At 71.2% G+C, this 16,830-nt stretch carries 10 protein-coding genes; 4 read left to right on the forward strand and 6 right to left on the reverse strand.

The features are described 5' to 3' along the window. Positions 1-72 precede the first annotated feature (72 nt). The 3 genes from ABD330_RS03450 to ABD330_RS03460 all read right to left on the reverse strand — a co-directional run bounded on the left by ABD330_RS03450 (position 73) and on the right by ABD330_RS03460 (position 6,697). Positions 73-708 (reverse strand): hypothetical protein, encoded by a 636-nt coding sequence (locus ABD330_RS03450; RefSeq protein WP_344460471.1) that lies wholly within the window; start codon positions 706-708, stop codon positions 73-75. Between the two features lie 10 nt (positions 709-718). Beyond that, positions 719-5,746: a polymorphic toxin-type HINT domain-containing protein gene (locus tag ABD330_RS03455; RefSeq protein ID WP_344460473.1), complete on the reverse strand. Its 5,028-nt coding sequence runs from the start codon at positions 5,744-5,746 to the stop codon at positions 719-721. Positions 5,747-5,977: 231 nt separating this feature from the next. Next, the gene (locus ABD330_RS03460; protein ID WP_344460475.1) at positions 5,978-6,697 is read right to left on the reverse strand and encodes a TetR/AcrR family transcriptional regulator; all 720 of its coding nucleotides are present in this window, start codon (positions 6,695-6,697) and stop codon (positions 5,978-5,980) included. A 387-nt stretch (positions 6,698-7,084) separates the two neighbouring features. On the opposite strand from ABD330_RS03460, the gene trxA reads away from it, so the two are divergent. The 4 genes from trxA to ABD330_RS03480 all read left to right on the forward strand — a co-directional run bounded on the left by trxA (position 7,085) and on the right by ABD330_RS03480 (position 11,507). After that, positions 7,085-8,083 carry a thioredoxin gene (gene trxA, locus ABD330_RS03465; RefSeq protein WP_344460477.1) on the forward strand — a complete coding sequence of 333 codons (999 nt, stop codon included), beginning with the start codon at positions 7,085-7,087 and terminating at the stop codon, positions 8,081-8,083. A 669-nt stretch (positions 8,084-8,752) separates the two neighbouring features. Continuing rightward, complete coding sequence (locus ABD330_RS03470; RefSeq protein ID WP_344460479.1) at positions 8,753-9,409, forward strand: DUF6230 family protein; 657 nt, start codon at positions 8,753-8,755, stop codon at positions 9,407-9,409. 125 nt (positions 9,410-9,534) lie between these two features. Continuing rightward, positions 9,535-10,029, forward strand: a complete 495-nt coding sequence (locus ABD330_RS03475; protein ID WP_344460481.1) for a DUF6114 domain-containing protein — start codon at positions 9,535-9,537, stop codon at positions 10,027-10,029. Beyond that, the gene (locus ABD330_RS03480) at positions 10,026-11,507 is read left to right on the forward strand and encodes a hypothetical protein (RefSeq protein WP_344460483.1); all 1,482 of its coding nucleotides are present in this window, start codon (positions 10,026-10,028) and stop codon (positions 11,505-11,507) included. The genes ABD330_RS03475 and ABD330_RS03480 overlap by 4 nt, the downstream gene beginning before the upstream one ends. A gap of 86 nt (positions 11,508-11,593) precedes the next feature. On the opposite strand, the gene pyk is transcribed toward ABD330_RS03480, so the two are convergent. From pyk to pta, 3 genes are all read right to left on the reverse strand, one after another. Continuing rightward, positions 11,594-13,024, reverse strand: a complete 1,431-nt coding sequence (pyk, locus tag ABD330_RS03485) for a pyruvate kinase (RefSeq protein WP_344460485.1) — start codon at positions 13,022-13,024, stop codon at positions 11,594-11,596. 102 nt (positions 13,025-13,126) lie between these two features. After that, entirely contained in the window at positions 13,127-14,335 is a 1,209-nt protein-coding gene (locus ABD330_RS03490; protein WP_344460486.1) for an acetate kinase, read from the reverse strand. Between the two features lie 10 nt (positions 14,336-14,345). Beyond that, positions 14,346-16,478, reverse strand: coding sequence for a phosphate acetyltransferase (gene pta, locus ABD330_RS03495; RefSeq protein WP_344460488.1), 2,133 nt, complete (start codon positions 16,476-16,478; stop codon positions 14,346-14,348). Positions 16,479-16,830 lie beyond the last annotated feature (352 nt).

Here is a 16,830-nt window from a genome sequence, read left to right on the forward strand (position 1 = left end):
ACGTAGACCTACGGTGCGGGATGCAAGGAATCTCGCACCGTAGGTCTACGTTCCGGTTATTTCTACTGGCGGTCAGTCGGCGGCCACATCCAGCAGGAATTGCACATCGTTGACATGGAAATCGCCATAACCGAACAGCTCTCCCAGGGCGATGAACCGATTGTACTGGACCGAGTTGATCGGAACCCAGTACCTCGCCATGGCTCGCAGGAAGAGCCGGAACCCCAGGTCCGGGCTGACCTGAGTGATGACCAGCTCCAACGCGGGCACTACACCGGAGACCTCGCAGCTGTCACGGCTCATGGTTGAAGTCGTCAGTGCGGGGCCCGCCGCCAGCAGCTCGTCCAGCACCGCGCCGGTGAGCGCGTTTGGTGCAGGCGGCGGGGTGGCGGCCACGAAGGCTGGGTCGTCCCGCCGGACCCGTTCTGTGCAGACGTCCACGATCTGGTGCAACCAGTCACGGCCGTCGATTCCCAGGTAGGCCAGGTCGAACTCCCGTCCTGTTGCCGCCTGCCAGAGCACGGTAATCGCCCAGGTGGGAAGCGGTGACTCAAGAAGTCGGAGCACGTCCTCAAGGATCGCGTGCGCGGCCGGCGAGCTGTCGGCGCAACGCTCGATGATCTCCTGCGGTGTCCCAGTCCAGTCGCTGTGGAACTGGGTGGTGAGTCCGGTCAGGCCGAAGTCGAACTCTGTGAGGTGTTCTGTCATCATTCCTCTTTCACCCGACCGGAAAGGCCGTCAGGACAATGTATCCGCGAGAGTGACCAGGCATTTTCTTGAGCACCACCATGGCTCGGTTGCCGGCGGCGGCGAAACTGCCGTCGGCCTTGTACATGGTGCCGATCGAGTTCTTCGCGCCGAAGATCACCGGGATCTCGTAGTTTGCGGTGCTGCTGCCGGACAGCCAGTTGGCGAGCTTTCTGGGCCTGTTGACCACGTCGTTGGCGATTCCGTAGTCGGTCACCTGCTGGGCGAGCTGTTCGTCGATGAAGACGCCGTTGATACCTGCCAGACCTCTCTCCAATTTTTTCTCAGCCAGTTCGATTGCCTTCTCAGGAGTGACGTTGACGTGCTCGGTGAGGGTGTGGGCCAGGTCAGGGTAATTTAGCCCGTCAGCCGCGAGATTGTTGCAGTTGTGGACCAGTAGGTCCTGCGGCCGGGCTCCGGCGGTGCGCACGTAGAACGTGTGCAGGCCGTCGACGGTCAGGTCGTAAACCGTCTGCGGAGCGAGGCCGTCACGGTCGCGCAGAGCGCTGACGGCGTGGACGGTTCCGTCTTCTGCCCGCAGCAGGTCACCGGTTCGAAGCTCGGAAGCGAAGACCCAGCCGCGCTGCGTGACGTACACCCGGTGACCGGTGGTGCTGGTCAGGCGGCCACTGTCGGCGAGGGAGATGTCCACTAGGTGCTCGGTGCCGTGGGCGAAGGCGGCGGTCACCGGCTCCGCTCGCAGCTCACCGGTCGCCGGGTCAGTCGCGGTCAGCCGGTCGCCGATCCGAACGGATCTGATCGCCTTGTGCGAACCGTCGGCCATCAGTACCTGGGTGTCGCCTGTGAAACTGTTGCGGAGGCAGCCGCCGAGGGCATCCTCGACAACATGGACCTCCGCCTCGATCGCGGCGAGCGCCTTGGCGTCCAGGTCCAGCGCCTTCAGGGCCTTGAACGCGTCGGTGACGCCGACGCCTGTGACGAGCGCCGCGTCGAGGGCGCGGGCCAGGTCGGCGGCCTTGGCGATCTTGGCCGGTGGGACAAACCAGGAGGCGGCCCAGAGGCAGCCGCTGACGCTGCCCTTGGAGCAGTTGACGAAGTCGTCGGTGAGGCCGACCCACAGGCCCTTGAGGAATGCCGTGTCGATGATCTTGGCTAGGTCGAAGGTGCTGAAGTGCTTCTTGACGTGTGCGGTCTGCTCGCTGGTCTGGTTGCCGAGCCAGGTGATGCTCGCGGCCGGGCAGGTGGCAGCGGTGACATCGCCCGGGGCGGACGGGTCGTCGCAGACGTAGAAGTCGATCGTCAGGCTGAAGTGCAGCGTGAACGTGACGTCGCAGCCGCTGTTGCCGAACCCGACTACGCAGTCGTTCTCAGGCTTCGGGTCTTCCAGCGGGACGATCTTCTGCTGGGTGAACATGTGCGCGATGCCGCTGGCTCCGCCGTTGCTGAGCGTGGTCTGGGCCTGCTGCGCGTCGGCCTGCTGCGCGGCCTGCTGGGCCTGTTCGGCACTCTGCCGGGCATTCGCTGCCGCCTGCTCGGCGGCGGTGGCGTCCTTGTCGGCCTGGGTTGCCGCGGCCCGGGCCTGGTCGGCGGCCGTGGTGGCCGCCGACGCCGCCTGACGGGCGCTCGCGGCGTCCTGCTCGGCGGCGGTGGCGGAGTTACGCGCCGCTGCCGCGTCGCCTGCCGCCGCTGCTGCTGCGGTGGCTGCCGCTGCTGCACTCTGCTGTGCCTGGGCGTTGAGCTGGGCAGTGTCCGCGTCGGCCTTGGCGGCTGCTGCCGCGTCGGTGGCTGCCGCCGCTGCCGAGGCGTGTGCGTCGGCGGCGGACTGGAGCGCGTTGGCAGCCTCGCTCGCTGCCGTGGCGGCGGACTGGGCCGCTGCCTTGGCGTCCTTGTCGGCCTTGGCCGCAGCCGCTGCCGCGTCCTTGGCGGCCTGGGTCGCCTGGGCCGCCTTGGCCTTGGCCAGCGCGTCCTGCTGCTGGGCGAAGGTCTTGGCGTCCTGTCCGACCAGGACGGCCAGACCGGCGGAGGAGTCGGTCTCGCGGAACGGGGTGCCCAGGGCGATCGCGTCGTTGGCGGGCCTGGTCACGGCTGCGGCGGAGTCGCCCGCCGCGCTCGCGGCGAGTGCGGCCGCGTATGCCTGACCGGCTGTCACCGCGCTGCCTGCCTGGGCCTGGTCGGCCTCGGCGCGGGCCGCCGCGGCGTCGGCCTTCGCCGCGTCCGCCTCGGTCTTGGCCTTGCCGGCCATCGCCTGGGCGATGTTGGCATTGCCGTTCGCCTGGTCGGTCGCGTTGATCGCGTCGGCGGCGGCCGAATGCGCTGTCGCCGCCTGGGCCTTGGTGGTCGCGGCATCGGCACCGGCCGCGTTGGCGGCGGCCTGGGAGCGGTCGGCGGCGCCGGTGGCCTCGGTGGCGGCCTGCCGGGCGGCCACCGCAGCCGTGGTGGCGTCGACTGCCGCCGCACGCGCCGCCGTAGCGGCCGTGCCGGCGTCATCCGCCTCGGCGCGCGCCTGCGTTGCCGCCGACCGTGCGTCGGCGGCCGACTGGGTGCCGTCCGCAGCGGCTGCCGCCGCCTCGCTGGCGGCGGCCTTGGCGGCCAGCGCGTCGCGTCTGGCCTCGGAGTCCCATGCGGTGTTGCGGGCCGTGGCGGCCTTGGCCTCGGCGGCCTCGGCGTCGCTGCGCTTGGTCGCGGCGGTGCCGGCGGCGGCCTGCGCCTTGTCGCGGGCGGCCTGGGCGGCGTCGTCCTGGGACTTCGCCGTGGCCTCTGCCGCACCGGCCTTGGCCCGCTCGCTGTCGGCGGTGGCCCGGAACTGGGCGGCCTTGCCACGCTCCTGCTCCGCGACCGCCTGCTGCTGGGCGGCCCGGCCGGCCGCGTCCCGGGCGGTCTGCTCCGCCTTCTCGGCGGTCGCCCGGTCGGTGTGAGCCCGAGCCGCCTGCTGGGCGGCCTGCGCGGCCTGCGCCTTGGCCGCGACCGCTGCCGTGTGGGCCTGGTCAGCGGCTTCCTGGGCAGCGGCCCGCTGGAACTCGGCCTGCTGCCCGTGCGCCTGGGTCTGCGCCAGCGCGACCAGTGCGGCACTGTCCGCACTGTTCGCCTTGGTCGCGTTGTAGGCCGTCTCGGTGGACTTGGCAGCAGCCTGTGCGGCGGCGGCCGATGCCTTGGCGACCTGCGCCGACTGCTGGGCGTAGGCGAGGCCTCGGCCGTACGGGGTGTTGTTGGCGGCGGCGATGGCGCCCGCCGTGGCCTGGGCGGCCGTCACCTTCGCCGCCTGGCTCTGGGCTTCGGCGGCGGCCTTGTTGGCGATGTCGAGCTGGGCCTTCGCCCGGTTCTGGTCGTCCGCGATCGCTCGCTTGACCTGGTCGAAGATGGCGGGCTTGGGGAAGGAGAGGGAGTCCTTCGGCTTGAAATTCAGCCAGTACGCCTGCCACTTGGTGAGCTGACCGGCGGTCCAGGATCGTCCGACCGCCTCAACCATCGCCTCGGAGGCGGTGGCCAGGTCGGCGGATGCGATGGACTCGGCGGCCAGGATGTCGGCCCGTGGCCCGGCTTGTGCGTCGAGCTCGGCCTTCCACTCCGCAGCCGCTGACATCGACTCCGGCTTCAGCACATTGTGGGGGTCGATCGGGTAGGTGCTGGTGCAGCCCGCGAAGCGGACTTTCAGCGCCTCCACGTCCGTCCGGAAGTCCACCGAGCCGGGCGCCGGTGCGGCGGTCGGGAATCCGCCGTACTGCAGGAACATGCGGTAGTCGTCCGCCTGTAGCGGCTTCGTCGGATCCTTCGGGTGAAGGACGTTCTCCCAGGTCTGGCGGTCCCCGGCATTCGCAGGGGTGTCCTGGCCGTAGCGGGCGTTGTAGACCTTCACCGCCGCGTCCACCGAGGTCTGCGAGGCTCGCGGCGACAGCTCGGCGTCGGTGAACGACAGGTCGTCCAGGAAGATCCGGTTGCCGTAGAAGCCGCCGATCTCCTTGCCGAAGTCGGGCGAGTGCTGGAAATCCCAGTCGGACCTCGCGGGCGGCCCGGTGAGGCCGGCGAGTTGGCTGTTCCAGGCATCGTGCCGCTTGTTCAGCTCGTCGGTCTTGGCCAGTGCCGCGTCACGGTCCGTCGAGTTGGGGCCGATGAACGAGGTCGAAGCGGTGATCTTCTGGGCGTCGCTGCCGGACAGGCCTGCCAGAGCCGCTGCCTTCACGGCCGGACCACCGGTGTGGAAGGCATAGCCGAGCCGGCAGACGGCGTCCCGGACCTTCGCCGCCTGCGCCATGTAGTCCGGGGCCGACGGTGCGGCTACCACGCGCGTTATGTCCGCGTCGGTCAGCGTGCCCTGCCAAGCGTGGACTTCCTGCACGTCTCCCAGCAGGTGGTCGGCCGGTGCTCCGGCCGACAGGCCACGGCCGATCTGCAGGCCACCGCTTGCCTTCCAGGTCGACGTGTGCGGGGCGCTCGCGACCTTGGTCCCGTTGACGTAGAGCCTGATCTCGCCCTTGGCGGCGTCGTAGACCCCGGTCAGGTGCATCCACGTGGGCTTGCCGAAGGGGTCCGGGGCTGGGGTGGGCGAGGGGGCGGCGGCGGTGTCCCAGGCGGCGTTCGCGGAATCGGAGGTTGGCATGGAGAACTGCCAGGTGCGGTCCGCGTTCATCTTCAGGGCGAAGCCGGAGACCTGACTGCCGTCCTCGGACAGCAGGACCCGGGCCGCAGGCGGAATGAAGGGCGTGGTGCGGTCGCTGACCCAGGCCGCGACCGCGAAGGACCGGTCGGTCGCCACCGGCACCGGCGTCGACGCCTGGCCCGCCGAACCGTCCAGGTACAGCGAGTCGGGGTGCTGTGTGTCGGCCCAGCCGTCGAAGTCCCAGCGGGTCCCGGAAGCACTGAGTGCGCCGTCCGCACCCGGCACGTAGTTGTGCGCCGTGGTGCCGGAGCCATCGCTCAGGGGGTAGTAAGCCAGCTCCGTGGCCGACACCGCATCAGCCGCGACCCGGGCAGTGGCGTGGGCGGTGGCCGGTGCCACCGCCACGACCAGCGATGCCGCAGTGGCGACGGCGGTTGCGCCCAACACCTGTGCCAGAGCGCGCCGCGCTACGCCCGCGTGCCTGGGGACTTTCTTCCGCATACTTTCGCCGTTCTCCTCGATGGACAGCTGTGCCCAGGGAGGAGACTGCGTCTTCAGGTGACGCAATTAGCAGAGATGCTGAAATATCATCAGAATTCGCCCTTTTCGCAGGGCGCGACCCCACGGGTCGCACGGACGCGAACGGATGCCACCCCCCGGCAGCAACGCGAATCGTCACACACTGCGGTCGCCCGGCAACACCGACTTTCGGCGGGGGTGTCCCCCCTGGTCGGAGGGGGTCGGGGCGGCGGTGAGCCCCGGGAGGGGGCTGAGGAGGAGGGTGGTGAAGCGGCTGACCCAGTCGCCGGTGACGGGTTCGCCGCTGACGAGCATGCGGTGTTCGACGGTGCCCGCGATGATGTCGAAGATGATGTCGATCTCCGCAGTGGCGCTGGCCTCGTCCTCGTCGTGGCCGAGCTCACCGCGCGCCTGGGCGAGGGCGCGGCCCTGCTGGACGAGGTGCTTCTGCGGGTCGACGATCCGTTCGCGGATGCGCAGGCGGAGCTGGGGGTCGCGGGAGCCCTCGGCGAACAGGGCGAGCAGGGCGGCCTGGGTCTCCGGGCGGGCGAGCAGGTCGGCGAACTGGGCGACCACGGATTCGATGTCCGCCCGCAGGCTGCCCAGGTCGGCCACCTCCAGCTCGTCGAAGAGCGAGGCGACCGCGTCCACCACCAGTTCGTTCTTGGAGGGCCAGCGGCGGTACAGCGTCGTCTTGGCGACTCCGGCCCGGGCGGCGACGTGGCCCATGGTGAGCCCGCCCCAGCCGAGTTCGGCGAGGGCATCGCGGGTGGCGTCGAGGATCGCCCGGTCGGCGGTGGCGCTGCGCGGGCGGCCCTTGCCTCGTGGGGGCGCGGCGGGGCCCGGGGGCGTGGGCTGCCGGGTGGTGGGGGCCACCGAGCCTCCTTGCGATTTACTTGCCAGTAACTTGTCTGAGGCTCGTAACGGTAGCGACATGTGGACCTCTGCGGCAGTCGGACATGCCGGGAAAGTGGGACAGCTCACGTCCCCGGATCGCCAGGGGGTCTTGCGACGGGGCACCCGGATGGAGATACGCTACGACTCGTAGCGAAAGAGCGGCAACCACGTGTCCGGACCCATGGATCGGGCGGACGCGGGGCGCGGGTGGGGATCCGCGCCGGCTCTGAGCCGGCCCTCGGGGGAGGAGACCCCCGCAGGGGCGCGTCGCAACAGCCCGGGGAGGTGGACTCCCGTCGGAAACCCGGTGGGGGATTTCCCGGCGGTTGGTGCCCGTCACCCGGGCGAACGGGGGAGGATAGTGCCATGCAGCCACGGAATTCGCGTCTCAACAGCTCCGCCCTGCGCGGTGCGGTCGACCTCGCCGCAGTGAAGGCGGCCGGCGAGGCCGCTCAGAAGGCCGAGCAGGCCAGGGCCGAGCGGGCCCGCCAGGCGGCCACGGCCGAAGCGGACGGCACGGCCCCGCAGGGGCAGCTCTACCCGCTGGTCATCGACGTCAGCGAGGACACCTTCGAGGTCGAGGTCGTCCAGCGCTCGGCCGAGGTCCCGGTCGTCGTCGACTTCTGGGCCGAGTGGTGCGGCCCGTGCAAGCAGCTCAGCCCGATCCTGGAGCGGCTGGCCGAGGAGTACTCCGGCCGGATCGTGCTCGCCAAGATCGACGTGGACGCCAACCAGGAGATCGCCCAGCAGTTCGGCATCCAGGGCATCCCGGCCGTGATGGCGGTCGTGGCCGGCCAGCTCGTCCCGCTCTTCCAGGGCGCCGAGAACGAGGCCAACGTCCGCAAGATCCTGGACCAGCTGATCGCCGTCGCCGAGCAGCGCTTCGGGATCGTCGGCGGCACCGGCGCCCCGGCGGGCGAGGGGGCGGCCGAGCCGTCCTCGTACGCCCCCGAGGACCCGGCGCTCGCGGCCGCGCACGATGCCTTGGACCGCGGTGACCTGGGCGGCGCCGTCCAGGCGTACCAGAACGTGCTGCTCGACCAGCCCGGCAACACCGAGGCCAAGCTCGGGCTGGCGCAGGCCCAACTGCTGCACCGGGTCGAGGCATTGGACCCGCAGAAGGTCCGCTCGGCCGCCGCGAACGACCCGAAGGACGTCGCGGCCCAGCTGGACGCCGCCGATCTGGACCTGGTGGGCGGCCATGTGGAGGACGCCTTCGGGCGCCTGGTCGACACCGTCGGACGGACGTTCGGCGCGGGCCGCGACACCGCCCGGCTGCGGCTGCTGGAGCTCTTCGAGGTGATCGGCCCGGAGGACCCGCGGGTCACGGTCGCGCGCGGCGCGCTGGCGCGGGTGCTGTTCTGACCGCTGGGCAGGAGCCGGTGGCCGGTGCCGGGTTGGCACGGTGGGTGACCTGCGGTGTCTGTGGTGATTTGGCGACAAAACAGGCGCACCGGCGGAGCTTTATCAAATCTTGACAATGCCCCTCGGCGGTCACCAATGGTGGCCGCCGAGGGGTGTTTCGCCCCTGTTTCGAGGGAGTTTCGGCAACACAAATCCTTCATGGTGTCACCCTGCGTGCCGATGCCTTCGATTCCATGATCAGCGACATCTGATGTTGGATTACCCGTCAGTAATGAACCCCTTGTGCTTCGCCCGGGATTCAAGCACGATCGGCCACGCCCGGTCCCCTCAGTGGGATCCCCACCGGGCAGCCCCCGGCTCCGGCCGGAGGCTTCAGGGCAGGGGGGTATCCGCGGATCCCACGCGCGGTTCCTGTCCTCTTGCGGCCGCGCACCCCGCGCGGTCGCTGGTTGTCGCTCGGGGGTGATCGCCGGTGTCGTCGGTCGTACCCGCTGCCGTGAGGCAGCCGGTGCCAGGAAGGGAGCCCCGCAGTGACGGCAGCTCCCCGTTCCGCCGATTCCCGAGGCGCTCTCCGCTACCGAGGACGTAGCTCTCTCCCATCCCAGGCCGACTCCCGTGCGGGAAGCACCGGGCGCGGCTGGAGATGTACGTCCTAGAAGGAGGACTCGCATGTCCCAGACTTACGGCAAGACCAGCTGGAAGCGCTTCGCCCTGGTGATGGTGCCCAGCATCGCTGCGACCGCCGCCATCGGCGTCGGCCTCGCGAGCAGCGCGCTCGCCGCCTCGTTCAGCGTCTCCGGCATGAAGTTCAAGGTGACCGCCGACGACCTGGACGGTACCAACTTCGCCCAGTACGGCGATGTGGTCTCGGGTTCGGGCGCGGCTCACCCGGTGGCCATCTCGGCGTTCGACACCGCCTCGATCCAGCACCTGTGCCAGTCCGTGCCGATCCCCGTCCCGGGGCTGGGCACGTACATCCTGAAGCTGCACGCGGGCAACGGCGCCACCGACCCGGTCACGGCCACGAACCTGATGATCGGCCTCGACTCGCTCAACGCCGACGCGCAGTTCGACAACGGGCTGAAGACCGACGACCCGAACTACAACAAGGTCAACGGCATCAACATCGGCCAGGACGCGGCGACCCTGCCGGGTCACGCGCAGGGTATGAGCAGCATGTTCGGCCAGTCCGCCCCGCACGCGCACCTGACCAACGTGCAGCAGACCGCCTGGTCGACCTCGGCCGGCACGTTCAAGCTGCCCGGTCTGCACCTCACGGTGACCAGCGCCGCGGCCCCGGGCGACGACGCCAAGGAGTGCTACTAGGAGTCCGGGGGCCGACGGCTGATGCCGTCGGCCCCCGGACCCAGCGGTCGGGAGCGTCGCTGTTCGGCCGCTCCCGGCCGCACTGTCAGATATCCCCTCGTACCCATCATCGAGGAGCTCGCACCATGTCCAGCGCAATCGCCGCCGAGTGGCCCGAAGAGACGGGCGGCTTCAGCCGTCTGAGGCTGAAGTTCCGCACGTGGCGGCGTACCCGCCCGTTCTGGGGCGGCCTGCTGGCCATGATCGCGGGCCTTCCGATCATGTACTTCCCCTACGCCAAGCTGCACCTGGCCGGGCTCACGATGACGATGGCCACCACGGCCGGTGCCGGGTCACTGATCATCGGACTGCTGATGATCACCCTCGGTCTGACCGCCTGGTTCCAGCCGCTCGTGCGGGTCTTCTGCGGGGTGGCGGTCACCATCCTGGCGCTGGTCTCCGTCCCGGTCTCCAACCTCGGCGGTTTCGGGATGGGCCTGATCACCGGCCTGCTGGGCGGCGGCCTGCTCGCCGCCTGGACGCCGCTGAAGGTGCAGCCGTCGGCCGCCGCCGCCGCCCCGCAGGCGCTTGACGAGCAGCAAGCCGAGGCGGAGGACACGGCCCCCGGGGAGCAGCTGTGATCGCCGACGGAGAGCGGGCCGAGGGGGCCCGGGTGCCCGGCCCCCGGCACGCGCTGCCCAGAGTCAGCGCCCGCAGCCGCCTGCGCGGGCGGGCCCTGGCGATCGCCGCGATGCCGACCGCGCTGGTGATGGGGACGATGATCCCGACCCTGGCGATGGCCGACACCCAGAAGACCCCGGCCTGTGCGATAGCTCCGGACACCGTGCTGGAGGAGACGCCGGTCCCGAAGAGCGAGATCACCCCGGTGCCGAACCCGACCGGTGGGCCGCTCCAGCCGCCCACCGCGACGGCGAACCCGACGCAGGCCCCGGTGCCGCCGACCCAGGCGCCCACCCGGCCGCCGGTCACGCCCGCGCCGACCGCGTCCACCCCGGCCGGGTCCACCCCGACCACGCTGCCGTCGGCCCCGCTCGCTCCGCGCCTCGCCGCCGCACCGCACGCGGCCGCCGCGTCCGGCTCGCCGAGCGCCGTACCCAGCGCGTCCGCCTCCGGGTCGCCCAGTGCCTCCGCGTCGCCCAGCGCCTCCGCCGCACCCAGCGCGCCCGCGCGGGCCGCCGCGGTGCAGCCGAACGGGATCATCGACGACATCCTGGACGGCATCCTGCACCCGTTCGAGCCCGGCCACGGCCTGCACCCCACCGAGAAGCCCACCCCCGCCCCGGTGCCGACGCTCGCGCCCACGCCGGCGCCGCAGCCGCCGTCCGCGCCCGCCCCCGGGCCCACGTCGGCCCCGGGCGCCCCGGGTACTCCGGCGTCCGCGCCCGGTACGCCCCCGTCGGGCCAGGCCGGAGCCGGCCAGGTCCCGGACGCCGTCGGCGCCTCGCCCGCGTCCTCCGCGAGCGCGCCGAGCGCCCCGGTCTCCGGGGTCCCGAGCGGTGGTACGGGCAAGAAGGCGCAGCCGACGGCCCCGCCGTCCGCCGCGCCGTCCAAGAACCCGAACTGCCAGGTCGACGCCCACGCCCTGGTGGCCCACTCGGAGGAGTCGGGCTGGGTCGTCCCCGAGCAGAACTGGACGCTGCGCACCACCCGGCTGGGGCTGAACCAGGCGCAGTTCTACGGCCTGTACGACGTCCGGACCCAGTCCGGGACGAAGCGGGTGCTGAAGTTCGTCGTGCAGAACGTCGAGATCGACAACCTCGACATGTCGACACTTGAGGGCAACGGCATGACCTTCCACGTGAAGGGCCGCGCGGGCTCGACCTCCACCATCCACCACGGCCCGGTGACGATGTACGTCGAGAGCCTGTCCGGGCACCTCAGCAAGATCATCGGCCTGCCGATCCCGATCGATCTCGGCGCGATCACCCTCACGCCGACGACCCTGCCGCAGTGGCTCTACGACCTGATCGGTGCGATCCCGATCCCGCTGGACCTGGAGCTGAAGCAGGTCACGGCCATCCAGGCGGGCCAGTTCGGCGGCGCGCTGACCATCCCCGGCATGCAGATGTACAACGACAACCAGCCCTACGGCGGCTGAGAGCAGGACCGCGAACGCCCGTGGGGCGCCCCTCCGCTTCCGGCGGAGGGGCGCCCCACGGGCGTTCGTGCGGTGGGCGGGGCCGGTCAGGCCTCGCCGCGCGCGCCCAGGTGGTGGACCTGGACCATGTTGGTGTTGCCGGGGATGCCGGGGGGCGAGCCGGCCGTGACGATGACGGTGTCGCCGACGCCGAGGCGGTTCATCGCCAGCAGCTCACGGTCGACCTGGAGCACCATCTCGTCGGTGGTCTCGACCTGCTCCGTCACGTACGCCTCGACGCCCCAGCTCAGCGAGAGCTGGTTGCGGGTGGCGGCGTCCGGGGTGAAGGCGATCACCGGGATCGGCGAGCGGTAGCGGGACAGCCGGCGGGCGGTGTCGCCGGACTTGGTGAAGGCCACCAGCGACTCGGCGTTCAGGAAGTCGCCCAGCTCGCAGGCGGCGCGGGCGATCGAGCCGCCCTGGGTGCGCGGCTTGCGGCCCGGGTTGAGCGGCTGGAGGCCCTGGCTGACCAGCTCCTCCTCGGCCGTCTCGCAGATCCGGCTCATGGTCTTGACCGTCTCGACCGGGAACTTGCCCACGCTGGACTCGGCGGACAGCATGACCGCGTCCGCGCCGTCCAGGATGGCGTTGGCGACGTCCGAGGCCTCGGCGCGGGTCGGCCGCGAGGCGTGGATCATCGACTCCATCATCTGGGTGGCGACGATGACCGGCTTGGCGTTGCGGCGGGCCAGCGTGATCAGCTGCTTCTGGACCAGCGGCACCCGCTCCAGCGGGTACTCGACGGCCAGGTCGCCACGGGCGACCATGATGGCGTCGAAGGCGAGGACGATCTCCTCCATGGCCTCGACGGCCTGCGGCTTCTCGATCTTGGCGATGACCGGGACGCGGATGCCGACCTCGTCCATCACCTTGTGGACGTCGTCGATGTCCCCGGCGTTGCGGACGAAGGAGAGCGCGATCATGTCGACGCCCAACGCCAGCGCGAACCGCAGGTCGTCCTTGTCCTTCTCGGACAGGGCCGGCACGTTGACGGCCGCACCGGGGAGGTTGATCCCCTTGTTGTTCGAGAGCACGCCGCCCTCGACGACCACGGTCTTCACCCGGGGGCCGTCGACGCTGACGACCTCCAGGGCGATGACGCCGTCGTTGATCAGGATCGGGTCGCCGGGCTTCACGTCGCCGGGCAGGCCCTTGTAGGTGGTGCCGCAGATGTGCTGGTCCCCGGGCACATCCTCGGTGGTGATGGTGAACTCGTCGCCGTTGTCGACGGTCACCGGTCCGTTGGCGAAGGTCGCCAGACGGATCTTGGGGCCCTGCAGGTCGGCGAGGATCCCGATGGTACGGCCGGTGTCCCCGGCGACCTGGCGGACCTTCTGGTACCGCTCCTCGTGCTCCGCGTGGGAGCCGTGGCTCATGTTCAGTCGGGCGACGTTCATGCCCGCCTCGACGATGGCCTTCAGCTGTTCGTAGGAGTCCGTGGCCGGACCCAGGGTGCAGACAATTTTCGCTCGGCGCATATCCGTCAGTCTATCCGTTCGTGTTATAGGTGCATTCCGCCCGAATCGTGAGGAATCGCCAACGAAGCATTCCAAGGGGTGGGATGGAGCGCTGACTTCCGGTCAGCCGGCCGCGTGCACCAGGGCGAAGGCCTGCTGGGCGATCTCCAGCTCCTCGTCGGTCGGCACCACCGCCACGGTTACCCGTGAGTATTCGGGTGAGATCACCCGCGCCTCCCCGGACCGGACGGCGTTCAGCTCCGGGTCCACCGAGATCCCGAGCTGGTCCAGCCCCGCCGTGGCGGCCGCGCGCACCGGCGCGGCGTTCTCGCCGACCCCGGCCGTGAACGCGATCGCGTCCACCCGCCCGAGGACGGCGTAGTACCCGCCGATGTACTTGCGCAGCCGGTGGACGTACGTGTCGAACGCCAGCCGGGCCGCCGCGTCGCCCTCCTCGGACCGCCGCATGATCTCGCGCATGTCGTTGTCCCCGCACAGCCCGAGCAGGCCGCTGCGACGGTTCAGCAGGTCGTCGATCTGATCGATCGTCAGCCCGCCGACCCGGTGCAGGTGGAAGACCACGCCGGGGTCGACATCGCCCGAACGGGTGCCCATCACCAGGCCCTCCAGCGGCGTCAGGCCCATCGAGGTGTCCACGCAGACCCCGCCCGCCACCGCCGAGGCGGAGGCGCCGTTGCCCAGGTGCAGCACGATCACGTTCAGCTCGGCCGGGTCCCGGCCGAGCAGCGCGGCCGTCGCCCGCGAGACGTACTGGTGCGAGGTGCCGTGGAACCCGTACCGGCGGACCCGGTGCTCGTCCGCGACGGCCCGGTCGATCGCGTACCGGGCGGCGTACTCGGGCATCGTCGCGTGGAAGGCGGTGTCGAAGACCGCGATCTGCGGCAGGTCCGGGCGCAGCGCGCGGGCGACCTCGATGCCGGTGATGTTGGCCGGGTTGTGCAGCGGGGCGACCGGGACGAGGCGGCGGATCTCGGCCAGCACCTCGTCGTCGACCAGCGTCGGCGCGGTGAACCGCAGCCCGCCGTGCACCACCCGGTGGCCGATCGCCGCCAGCTCGGGGGAGTCCAGGCCGACCCCGTCGGCGGCCAGCTCCTCGGCGACGGACTTCAGCGCCGCGCCGTGGTCCGGGAAGGTCTGGAGGGTCTCCCGCCGGGGCCCGCCGCGGGGGGTGTGGACGAGGCGCCCGTTGGGCTCGCCGATCCGCTCGACCAGGCCGGCGGCGAGCCGGGAGCCGTCGAGCATCTCGATCAGCTGGTACTTGACCGACGAGGAGCCGGCGTTGAGGACGAGGACACGGGTGCCTGTGCTCACTGGGTGTTTCCTAGGGGTTCTGGGGTGGTCCGGGGTTCTGCGCCTGGATCGCGGTGATCGCGACGGTGTTGACGATGTCCTCCACCAGCGCGCCGCGCGACAGGTCGTTGACGGGCTTGCGCAGCCCTTGCAGCACCGGGCCGACCGCCACCGCGCCGGCCGAGCGCTGGACGGCCTTGTAGGTGTTGTTGCCGGTGTTCAGATCCGGGAAGACCAGCACCGTCGCCCGCCCGGCGACCGGGGAGCCCGGCAGTTTGGTGGCGGCGACATGGGCGTCCACGGCGGCGTCGTACTGGATCGGGCCCTCGACCAGCAGGTCCGGGCGCAGCGCGCGGACGATCTCGGTGGCCTTGCGGACCTTGTCCACGTCCGCGCCCGAGCCCGAGGTGCCGGTCGAGTACGAGAGCATCGCGACCCGCGGCTCGACGCCGAACTGGGCCGCCGTGTCGGCCGACTGGACGGCGATGTCGGCGAGCTGCTGGGCGTCCGGGTCGGGGTTGACGGCGCAGTCGCCGTAGACCAGCACCTTGTCGGCCAGGCACATGAAGAAGACCGAGGAGACGATCGCGGCGCCCGGCGCGGTCTTGATCACCTCGAAGGCGGGGCGGATGGTCGCGGCGGTGGAGTGCACGGCGCCGGAGACCATGCCGTCGGCGATGCCCTCCTGGACCATCAGGGTGCCGAAGTAGGAGACGTCGGTGACCACGTCCAGCGCGAGCTCGACCGTCATCCCCTTGTGGGCGCGGAGCTTGGCGTACAGCTCGGCGAACTGTTGGCGCAGCGGGCTGGTCGCCGGGTCGACGATCTGCAGCTGGGCCCGGTCCGCGGCCGGGTCGGGCTGCGGGAGGTCGATGCCGAGCCCGGCGGCCTTGCGGCGGACGGTCTCCGGGTCGCCCAGCAGGGTGAGGTCGCAGATGTTGCGGCGCAGCAGGATCTCGGCGGCCCGCAGCACCCGCTCCTCGGTGCCCTCGGGCAGCACCACCCTGCGGCGGCCGGCCCGGGCGCGCTCCAGCAGGGCGTGCTCGAACATCATCGGGGTGACCCGCTCCGTCCGGCTCAGCTCGATCCGGCTGGTCAACTCGGCGGTGTCGACGTGCAGTTCGAAGAGTCCGAGGGCGATCTCGGCCTTCCTCGGGCCGGCCGAGGTGAGCTTGCCCTCCAGGTGGGTGAGCGCGGCGGCGGTGAGCCAGCTGCCCTCGGGGACGACCGCGACGGGCGTGCCGGGAGCGAGCCGGGCGGCGAGCGCCAGCACGTTCGGGCCCGGGTGCTGACCGAGCGTCAGCAGTACGCCCGCGATCGGCGGGGCGCCGGCCGCGTGCGCGGCGAGCGAGCCGATCAGCAGGTCGGCGCGGTCGCCCGGGGTCACCACCAGCGCGCCCTCGGTCAGCGCGGGCAGGAAGGTCGGCAGCATCGCACCGCCGAACACGAAGCCCCGGACGTCCCGGGCCAGTCCGGCCGCGTCGCCGAGCAGCACCTCCGCGCCGGTGGCGTCGACCAGCTGCGCCACGGTCGGCGCGGCGAGCGCGAGCTCCTCCGGGATCACGTACGCCGGGATCGGCAGCTTCTCGGCCAGGCCGCGCAGCACCTGCTGCTTGGCGCCCGGCGCCACCCGGTTGGCGATCATCGCGAGGGTGGAGCAGCCCAGGTCCCGGTAGGCGCGGTGGGCGTTGCGGACCTCGGCCACGACGGCCTGCGCGTCCTCGTCGTGGCCGCCGACCACCGGGAGCACCCAGGCCCCGAACTCGTTGGCCAGCCGGGCGTTGAAGGCCAGCTCGTCCGGGATGTTGGTGTCGGCGAAGTCGGTGCCCAGCACCAGCACGGCCTGGCATCCCCGTTCGACCGCCCGGAAGCGCTCCACCAGGGTGGAGACCAGCTCGTCCTGCCCCTGCGCGGCCTGCAGTGCGGCGGCCTCCTCGTAGCTGAGGCCGTACAGCTCGTCCTGGCGCAGGTCGAGGCGGTAGCGGGCGCGGAGCAGCTCGACCACGTGGTCGGTGCCGCGTTCGCCCGGCGCCCCGGCGTGCACCAGCGGGCGGAAGACGCCGACCCGGTCCACCTGGCGGGTGAGCAGTTCCATGACCCCGAGCTCGACGGCCTGCCGGCCGTCACCCCGGTCGATCCCGGTCACGTACACGCTGCGCGCCACGTGGTCACTCCGTTCCGGTCGGTCCGCCTCTGGCTCCTCCGACCATACTGCGCGTCCGGATCAAGCGTTCGCACGGGGACGCGCGTACGCAACCGGGTTCCCTCAGGGGCGCGTGGGGGTACCCCCGGCCGAAGGCTGGGGGAGAACTGCGCGACCAGGCACGACGTACGTGCACCTTCGCTCGCCGATCAGCCAGGCACCTCCCAGGGGCGCGGGGAACTGCGCGACCGAGGCACAACGTACGTCGGCGGTTGATCGCGCAGTTCCCCGCGCCCCTGCTCTGGTTGCCCGTGTGCGTGCGCGAGCCCCGCGCCCCTGCTCTGGTTGCCCGTGTGCGTACGCGAGCCCCGCG

This window comes from Kitasatospora kazusensis, from assembly GCF_039529945.1.
Taxonomy (GTDB): domain Bacteria; phylum Actinomycetota; class Actinomycetes; order Streptomycetales; family Streptomycetaceae; genus Kitasatospora; species Kitasatospora kazusensis.

What these genes read in the sequence shown, in the direction of transcription:
- pyk (WP_344460485.1), bottom strand. Translation starts at nt 13,024, where the DNA reads ATGCGCCGAGCGAAAATTGTCTGCACCCTGGGTCCGGCCACGGACTCC.
- ABD330_RS03470 (WP_344460479.1), top strand. Translation starts at nt 8,753, where the DNA reads ATGTCCCAGACTTACGGCAAGACCAGCTGGAAGCGCTTCGCCCTGGTG.
- ABD330_RS03475 (WP_344460481.1), top strand. Translation starts at nt 9,535, where the DNA reads ATGTCCAGCGCAATCGCCGCCGAGTGGCCCGAAGAGACGGGCGGCTTC.
- trxA (WP_344460477.1), top strand. Translation starts at nt 7,085, where the DNA reads ATGCAGCCACGGAATTCGCGTCTCAACAGCTCCGCCCTGCGCGGTGCG.
- ABD330_RS03450 (WP_344460471.1), bottom strand. Translation starts at nt 708, where the DNA reads ATGACAGAACACCTCACAGAGTTCGACTTCGGCCTGACCGGACTCACC.